This is a genomic window from Bacteroidota bacterium (assembly GCA_016706255.1).
Classification (GTDB): domain Bacteria; phylum Bacteroidota; class Bacteroidia; order Chitinophagales; family BACL12; genus UBA7236.
Genome location: JADJJZ010000026.1, coordinates 1 through 8,437 on the forward strand (window position 1 = coordinate 1; position 8,437 = coordinate 8,437).

General features: G+C 36.1%; 10 protein-coding genes. 8 read left to right on the plus strand and 2 right to left on the minus strand.

Annotated elements, in window-relative coordinates:
- From IPI65_17435 to IPI65_17465, 7 genes are all read left to right on the plus strand, one after another.
- On the plus strand, positions 1 to 795 hold a 795-nt coding region (locus tag IPI65_17435; protein MBK7443220.1), incomplete at its 5' end, for a T9SS C-terminal target domain-containing protein.
- An 89-nt stretch (positions 796 to 884) separates the two neighbouring features.
- Positions 885 to 1,184: a hypothetical protein gene (locus IPI65_17440; GenBank protein MBK7443221.1), complete on the plus strand. Its 300-nt coding sequence runs from the start codon at positions 885 to 887 to the stop codon at positions 1,182 to 1,184.
- 28 nt (positions 1,185 to 1,212) lie between these two features.
- Complete coding sequence (locus IPI65_17445; protein ID MBK7443222.1) at positions 1,213 to 1,371, plus strand: putative metal-binding motif-containing protein; 159 nt, start codon at positions 1,213 to 1,215, stop codon at positions 1,369 to 1,371.
- The gene (locus IPI65_17450) at positions 1,346 to 1,666 is read left to right on the plus strand and encodes a putative metal-binding motif-containing protein (protein MBK7443223.1); all 321 of its coding nucleotides are present in this window, start codon (positions 1,346 to 1,348) and stop codon (positions 1,664 to 1,666) included. Before IPI65_17445 ends, IPI65_17450 begins: the two co-directional genes overlap by 26 nt.
- A gap of 291 nt (positions 1,667 to 1,957) precedes the next feature.
- On the plus strand, positions 1,958 to 2,296 hold the full coding sequence (locus IPI65_17455) for a T9SS type A sorting domain-containing protein (protein MBK7443224.1): 339 nt from the start codon (positions 1,958 to 1,960) through the stop codon (positions 2,294 to 2,296).
- 410 nt (positions 2,297 to 2,706) lie between these two features.
- Positions 2,707 to 3,078 (plus strand): hypothetical protein, encoded by a 372-nt coding sequence (locus IPI65_17460; GenBank protein MBK7443225.1) that lies wholly within the window; start codon positions 2,707 to 2,709, stop codon positions 3,076 to 3,078.
- A 315-nt stretch (positions 3,079 to 3,393) separates the two neighbouring features.
- On the plus strand, positions 3,394 to 4,833 hold the full coding sequence (locus tag IPI65_17465) for a T9SS type A sorting domain-containing protein (GenBank protein ID MBK7443226.1): 1,440 nt from the start codon (positions 3,394 to 3,396) through the stop codon (positions 4,831 to 4,833).
- 1,191 nt (positions 4,834 to 6,024) lie between these two features.
- On the opposite strand, the gene IPI65_17470 is transcribed toward IPI65_17465, so the two are convergent.
- Both IPI65_17470 and IPI65_17475 read right to left on the minus strand, forming a co-directional pair.
- A complete protein-coding gene (locus tag IPI65_17470) occupies positions 6,025 to 6,657 on the minus strand; it encodes a T9SS type A sorting domain-containing protein (protein ID MBK7443227.1) in 633 nt (210 codons plus the stop codon).
- Entirely contained in the window at positions 6,635 to 6,823 is a 189-nt protein-coding gene (locus IPI65_17475; protein MBK7443228.1) for a hypothetical protein, read from the minus strand. The genes IPI65_17470 and IPI65_17475 overlap by 23 nt, the downstream gene beginning before the upstream one ends.
- A gap of 979 nt (positions 6,824 to 7,802) precedes the next feature.
- On the opposite strand from IPI65_17475, the gene IPI65_17480 reads away from it, so the two are divergent.
- On the plus strand, positions 7,803 to 8,282 hold the full coding sequence (locus tag IPI65_17480) for a hypothetical protein (GenBank protein ID MBK7443229.1): 480 nt from the start codon (positions 7,803 to 7,805) through the stop codon (positions 8,280 to 8,282).
- The last annotated feature ends 155 nt before the right edge of the window (positions 8,283 to 8,437 follow it).

The following is an 8,437-nucleotide window of genomic DNA, read 5'->3' on the forward strand; positions in this document are numbered from 1 at the left end:
CAGGTGGTATTGAGTGGCAGCGCGTATGGTGGTTCTGCCGGCGATTTTTTAACAGCTATGGTTGAAACTAATGATGGTGGTTATTTATTAGGCGGTTCAAGCTCGTCAGGAATTTCAGGTATTAAAACAGAAATTAATTTAGGTGTTACAGATTATTGGTTAGTTAGAATAGATTCGATTGGCAACATCGTTTGGCAAAATACAATTGGTGGTTCAAGTAGCGATGCCATTACACATCTTGCCAATACACCCGATGGCGGTTTTATTGTAACCGGCTATTCATTTTCAAATATTTCAGGCGATAAAACTGAAAATGGACATAATTTTTCAGCTGATTACTGGATATTAAAAATAGATAGTTTAGGTGCCATTCAATGGCAAAATACTATTGGTGGAAACGGAAGCGATCTTCCTTTATCAGCTTATAGTAATGCAGATGGAACTTGCATCGTTGCCGGATATTCGTCGAGCGGTGCAACAGGCGATAAGACTGAAGCCAATTTAGGGGGTTTCGATTTTTGGATTTTAAAACTCAGCGCTGCCGGTGGCGTGTTATGGCAAAATACAATAGGAGGAAATAATAGTGATATTCCAAACAGTGTTGTGCCTGCAATTGATGGAGGTATCATTATTGGTGGTTACAGTAGCTCCGGAATTTCAGGTGATAAAACAGAAGCCTTAATTGGTATTACCGATTATTGGTTATTAAAATTAAATACTTCAGGTAATATCGTTTGGCAAAATACCATTGGCGGAACATCTGATGATTATTTATTTAGTGTTGTACTAATATAGCAGCTAATAAATATTTTTTATTCGGCTATTCTTATTCCGGAATTGGTGGTGATAAAACAGAAGCAGGTGACGCCACTGCTAATTATTGGATGCTGGAAACCGATTTATCAGGAGTAATTGTAAGTCAGGAAACAATACAAGCTACTGGATATGATTTTGGTTATGCGGCAGGTATATGTGTAGATGGTGATTATGTTGTTGGTGGTAAATCCAATAGTGGAATTGGTGGCGATAAAACGGAAATTAATAATGGAGATTTTGATTTTTGGTTAGTAAAAATGACTACCTGCGAAGCAACAACCGAAGTTTGTAATACCCTCGATGATGATTGCGACGGATTAATTGATGAAGGCGTAAAAAGTATTTTTTTATGGCGATTCAGACGGTGATGGTTTCGGCGTTCCTGAAATAACAATATTGGCATGCTCCGCACCTGAAGGGTATGCAGATATTATTGGCGATTGTTATGATGCAAACCCTGCTATTTATCCCGGTGCTACTGAAATTTGTAATGGGTTGATGATAATTGTACGGATCAGTAGACGAAGGTTTGCTCATCACATTTTATGCCGATAATGATGGTGACTCATATGGTGATCCCGCAGACTTTGAATTACTTTGTGAAGGCATAGCTGGATATGTTGAAGATAATACGGATTGTAATGATGCCAATAATTTAATAAATCCAGTCGCTTTGGAAATTTGTAATGGTATAGATGATAATTGCGATGGTACTATTGATGAAGGTTTAGATGTTACAATTACAATTTCTGCTTCAGGTCCAACAACAATTTGTCAGGGAAATAATGTTACATTATCTGCTACACATAATGGTGATGCAGTGCAATGGAAAAGAATGGCATTGATATAATTGGTGCAACAGGTGTCACTTTATTGGTAAATGTAACAGGCACTTATACCTGTATGGCATATACATTGCGATACAACAATTTCATCCGGTATTGTTGTAACTGTAAATAAAAATCCTAAAGCAATTATTTCTGCCGGCGGCCCAACTGAATTTTGTGCAGGCGGTAATGTTACATTAACTGAAACGCCTTCAGGGGGGTCTACATACCAGTGGTATAAAGGTGCAGCACCAATTCCGGGAGCAACAGCAACAACTTATGTAGCAACAACAACAGGTAATTATAAATGTCGCGTGACAAAAACAGCAACTGGTTGTTATAAAATATCCAACCCAATTGCAGTATTAGTAACCTGTAAAGAAGGAGAGGAGCTGACATCGAATAATATTAGTATTTACCCAAATCCAACTTCAGGTCACTTAAATATTAATACAGATATTATGATTACAGCAATCAAAATATTTAATAATTCAGGAGCGGTTGTTCAACAAATAACTAATTGGCAGGGAGAAAGTATTGATGTATCTCAATTAGCTTCAGGAATATATTATTTACAACAACACCCTCGGGCCACAACAATTCGAAAAATATGGCATTGTGAAGGAATAAAAAAGTTGTTTTCGTTGTTATAGTTTTCAACTCCAGACGCCACCCCGGTCTCCAGACCGGACAAATGAGTGATGAGCAATTCCAAAGGGCTTTTAATTATTATGATAAAATATAGAAAATCACCTATTTGTTGAAGTGACTGCTATTGTCAATCCTAGCTCACGGAAAGTAAAAATCTTATTTGGTGTGCCATAATGATGCATACTTTAAGTTAAAAATAATCCTCCACGGATAAAGTCTGATGTCCTACCATGTTCATGTTTTACCTATTAAAGGCAGCAAATGAATAAAAAGGTTAAAAATGTGATGATTATTATTTAAATTTAAATTTTTAAAGTGGAGACATATGGTTTAAATATTTATTAATATTTAGGAGTAAATATTAATTTTGAATATCAATAAGAAAGAGCGATTTGAATGATTTTTTACAACTATGAAGACTTATCTATTATCAGCTTGTAGTGTTATTTTTTGTTGGGTAAATAGTATAGCCCAAATACCTGAAATAGCATGGGAAAATACAATAGGCGGGTCAGCAAATGAAACATTTTTTTCTAAGCCAACTATTGATGGAGGATTTATAATTGGTGGTATGTCAGTATCGCCCATATCAGGAGATAAAACAGAGGGTAAAGTTGGCGCAATATTTTATGATTATTGGATTGTAAAAGTGGATTCTAAACGAGTTGTGGAATGGGATAATACTATTGGAGGTAATAACAATGATTATTTAATGAGTATAGATACAACATCAGACGGGGATTTATTTTATTGGGAGATTCTGGTCGGGTGCTACTGGCGATAAAACAAGCCCTGCAAATGGTGATAGTGACTGTTGGCTTATAAAGTTAGATTCAGGGAAATATTCTTTGGCAAAAAGTTTTGGGGGTTCGCACTGAAACAGCACGTGGAATACATCAAATAGCTGATGGAGGTTTTATTCTAGCTATGAGTTCAAATTCAGGGAATATCCGGGAATAAAACAGAGGCATGCTTAGGTGGATTTGATTTTTGGATTATTAAATTAGATGATGATGGTAATGTAGTTTGGCAAAACACCATTGGAGGTTCTAGTGATGATAAAGTATATTCAATAATTGAGCTGAGTGGTGGTGGATTTATGGCAGGGGGCAGTTCAGCTTCAGGTATTGGAGGCGATAAGACAGAATCCTGTTTGGGAGAATCAGATTTTTGGGTAGTAAAATTAAATACCACGGGAGGATTAGTATGGCAAAAAACGATTGGCGGAAGTGATTTCGAGAATATTTATGAAATTATTCAAAATCCGGATGGAAGTTTTTTGTTAGCCGGTAATTCAGGTTCCGGAATTAGTGGGAATAAAACCGAAATTAATTTTGGTATTTTGGATTATTGGTTGGTTAAAATGGGGCCTTCAGGAGCGTTGCTTTGGCAACATACAATTGGTGGGTCAGACATAGATATGTTTTATAGAGAGTCTGTAAAAAGAACGATTGATGGGGGGTATATTTTAGGAGGGTATTCCAAATCTGAGATTTCAGGTAATAAAACAGTAGAATGGCAAAATGAGGATTTTTGGCTCGTAAAAGTGAATGGCCTTGGTGAAATAGAATGGCAAAAAACCATTGGTGGGTCAATGAGTGATTATTTATATTCAACCCATCAGTTGAAAGATGGCAGTTATTTTTTAGCAGGATATTCCTCATCAAATGCAACAGGAGATAAATCTGAAAACAATATTGGGGGAGGCGCTGATTATTGGATTGTAAAATTGACAGGAGCTTGCAAACCTACAACAGAAATTTGCAACAGCATTGATGATAATTGTGATGGCAATATTGATGAAGATTTGGAGGTAACCGTTACTATTTCACCTTCAGGTGCAACAACATTTTGTCAGGGCAATAATGTTACATTAATTGCTACGCATAATGGTGATGCGGTGCAATGGAAAAAGAATGGTGTAAATATTGTTGGCGCAACAAGTGCATCATTATTGGTTAATGCCACTGGTAATTATACTTGTATGGCTTATTCCGATTGCGATACAAATACTTCTTCAATTATTACTGTTACCGTAAATAAAAATCCTAAAGCAATTATTTCTGCCGGCGGTCCAACTGAATTTTGTGCCGGTGGAAGTGTATCATTAACTGAAACACCATCCGTCGGTTGCAGCTATCAATGGTATAAAGGTGCTTCACCTATCGCACGAGCAACTACCACAACCTATGTCGCTACTACTGCCGGAAATTATAAATGTAGAGTGACAAAAACGGCAACCGGATGTTTCAAAAATTCGAATGGAATTGTAGTGACAATTACCTGCAAAGAAAGTGAAAATGAAAATATTGCACCAACAATATCCATTTACCCAAATCCAACTTCAGGTCACTTAAATATTAGTACTGATATTGTGGTTTCATCAATCAAAATATATAATAATTCCGGGGCAGTTGTTCAACAAATAACTAATTGGCAGGGAGAAAGTATTGATGTATCTCAATTGGCTTCAGGAGTATATTATTTACAACTATTTAGTGCAACCACAACAATTCAAAAAATATTTGTGAAGGAATAAAAAGCATTCATATTTTAGCCTAATTCCAACTAACCCGCAGGGTTTCTGTTGTCGTGGAATTTCCAGGCCGAAACGATTCGTCAACAGTAAATTTAACGTTGATATTAAATAATAAAAATAATGTCACCCCTAAAGGGGTTTGCGTTTCAATGCCCGTATATAAGTTAAAAATATCACCCTAACGGGTTTGACTACCGAACAGATTTATAGGTTAAAGAAATGCCTGCTCTGATGAATCTCCGATTCAGCAGCATCGTTCCAAGACTCCGTCCGACGCATAATACCTTATCGTAAATTATACTTATAAAAAATAATTCCCACCATTTTCGCAATTAAAAAGTGTAGCACTATCCCGTTGTAGTGGGTCTCTCAGACCAGACGCCACCCCGGTCTCCAGACCGGTACAAATGAGTGATGAGCAATGAGTAATGAGCGATACTGTGAAATTGAGGACGATAATGCTATATATTTATCATTATTCCTAACCTAAACATTTTCATAACAGCCGGATACCACGATCCCGATAGCTATCGGGACACAGAGAAAATGCACACTGAGGACACGGAGAATTTCTGCTAAAATTGGCGTTGGTTAGCACTGCTGTTTAATAAAAATTATAAATCATAATTATTCTAAAAATTTTTTCCGTTGTCGTGGAGTTTTCAACTACAGCCACCCCGGTCTCCAGACCGATAAATGAGTGATGAGCAATGAGTAATGAGCGATACTGTGAAATTGAGGACGTTAATGCTATATATTTATCATTATTCCTAACCTAAACATTTTCATAACAGCCGGAAACCACGGAGAAACACAGAGAAAATGCACACTGAGGACACGGAGAATTTCTGCTAAAATTGGCGTTGGTTAGCACTGCTGTTTAATAAAATTATAAATAATAATTATTCTAAAAATTCCCCTGTGTTTCTCTGTGGGCTGTTACTTTGTGGTTTCGGCTTTTTAAGTTTTATGTGTAATGAATGATTTTTTAATTAATAGCGTTTTGTTTTTTTTTATCATTTATCCTAACCTAAAACATTATAATAACAGCCGCCACCACTAAAAAAAAGGCCGCAAAGAAACACTAAGATTTTATTTCAATCTACTTAGCGTTCCCTTAGCGGCCTTCGAGGTTATGCTGTGTCTTTAGATGATATTAATTTTGATTATTTACCTCATTACTCATCCTCATCACAACACCATAATTTTCTGAGAAACAGTTTGTTCTCCACTTGTCAATGTTACAATATAAAGTCCCGGTGCAAATGATTCCAAGTTTAAATCAATTTTATTGGTGGAATTATAATTGCGTGTGATTAATTGTTTACCATTTGAATCAGACACCTGAACTAAAACAGGGCTTGATGAGGTGTATTCAATACTCAATACAGATGTAACAGGATTTGGATATACATTTAGGTTGGAAGCCAATTCCTGATTTATTGATGTTGTGGAATATTTGTTTTTAGCAAATTGCGAATTATCACAAACAATTTCTGAAACAACACTTGGAATAAAGCCGGCTACATAAGTATCAGTTAACGTATTAAACGCAACCATTTTGAGTACATTACTAGTATCAATTGCTGCTAACATAAATGTTCCGGTATTTTGATCAAAACAAGATGAACCACCAACGTAATACGGGAACTCAGCAAGATCTCCGCGGTTAATAATATCGCCCGTTACTTTATCTATTTCAATAATATAACGACCTAAATAATTAAATGATGAGTCATAAGTATCATTTAGCGCGTATATTTTTTCACTAACATTGTCAAAATTAACACAGGTAATATTATTAATTGGTGCTGTAGTATTCAAAATCGTTTTTGTAAAATGAAAATACAGTATCTCTAACAGGAATGGCATATAAACACAAAGCAGGATCGGCAGTGAAACCTGCATAATAAATAATACCATTATTCGAATCAAAACCTATAGCATCACTAATTATTCCAATAGCATAAAGGTTCGTAAATAGTACCAATCAAAGTTTCTTCGCTTGTGTTAACATCAAATTCATAAATATTAATATACTCTTCAGTTTCCACTATAAGATTATACATTTTGCCTGTGCTCATATCAAATTCTGATACATTAGAAAATGCAGAACCTTCCATTAAACTTTCTTCAGCGGTTCCCGAATTATAGGAATCAAGCCTGAACTGTCGCCTGAAATTCCAGTGAGATAATATTTGGCGTTAAAGGCATCAAATGCTGAAGAGGCAAAATAATCCGTCCAAATGGTTGGAGTTACCACAACAGATAATGAATCAAGTGCTTCCCACTGAATAAGGTCAATTTTCCGGTTGAGTCGTTAACCGAAGCTCCGATGAGATTGATTTGGGCGTTAGCTCCGGTGTTGAAGGCAATTACTATTGCAATGCCAAGTATAAGTTTTTTCATGATTCGTTTGTTTCCCTCCAAACACCGGGAAAAGAAGAATGTTAAAGTTTTAACAATAATTTCCACAAATCCCCTAAAACCGCCAATTTCCGTTATAACCCTCATTTGAATATTCTGTAGTATCGTTGAAGGGCGCGATGTCCTACGCACGCTATAAAAACTCCGGGCACTCAGTGGGCTGTTCCCTTTGCATTTCCTTTGTGGTTTCGGCTGTTCATTTTGGTACTAGGACTTTGTTTGACGCACAATACAATAACGCAAATTAAATTTAACGCTTAGCACCAATAATACTCCAAATAAAAAATTTCTTGTAACCCCGTTGTCGTGGAGTTTTTAACTCCAGACGCCACCCCGGTCTCAGACCGAAGGACGTGAACTATGAAAGTGTTTAATCTGCATCTGTTGTATTAAACTGCTAATTAATTATTTCATATCTTTATAATCAGTAATCCTATATGAGCACAAATTTTCCCTGCATCGGAATTGGCCGTGGCAAACGGCAATTCATATATGCCATAGTGTTTTGTTTTTACCTCTTGCTTTCCAATTGGAACACAGTTGTGTACGGCCAGCATTTCGATTGGAGTTGGGCAAGTCAAGTTCATGGCACACATACGGATGCTATTAATGAAGTTAATTCCAATATTAAAGGAGATATATTGGTAACCGGAACATTTTACAGCACAGCAATTGATTGGGATAATACCATAGTGGTTAATCCATATGAAAATGAAAGCAACGGTATTTATTTAGGTAAACTAAATACACAAGGAGATTTATTATGGACTAACAAAATATTTTGTTCACCAAATGATTATCTTTCAAGTCCCCATTTTAATGATGCCGATTTAAATGATGCTGGTGATAGTTTTGTCAGCGGCAGTATTTTATACAATGGTATAACAGTTGACAGCGTTGTTTACCCAGCACCTGAGGATTACAATTACAGCGGCTTTGTTACACGATTTGATAACAATGGGAAATTAACCTATGCTCATGTTTTCGAAGATGGAGCTAATGTTAATTCCGTTTGTGGCTGATCCTTAGGGGTTTTTATATTTTGAGCACTATGTATTGGTATTGTGAAAGTATTGATTTTGGTGATACGATACTAAATGCTAAAAACAACGACAATCAAGCATATATTGCACACTATAACAGTAATAATACGATTGATTGGGCGAAATTGGTGGAA

Coding starts and splice junctions, on each gene's coding strand:
- IPI65_17440 (MBK7443221.1), top strand. CDS start 885: ATGCTGGAAACCGATTTATCAGGAGTAATTGTAAGTCAGGAAACAATA.
- IPI65_17460 (MBK7443225.1), top strand. CDS start 2,707: ATGAAGACTTATCTATTATCAGCTTGTAGTGTTATTTTTTGTTGGGTA.
- IPI65_17465 (MBK7443226.1), top strand. CDS start 3,394: ATGGCAGGGGGCAGTTCAGCTTCAGGTATTGGAGGCGATAAGACAGAA.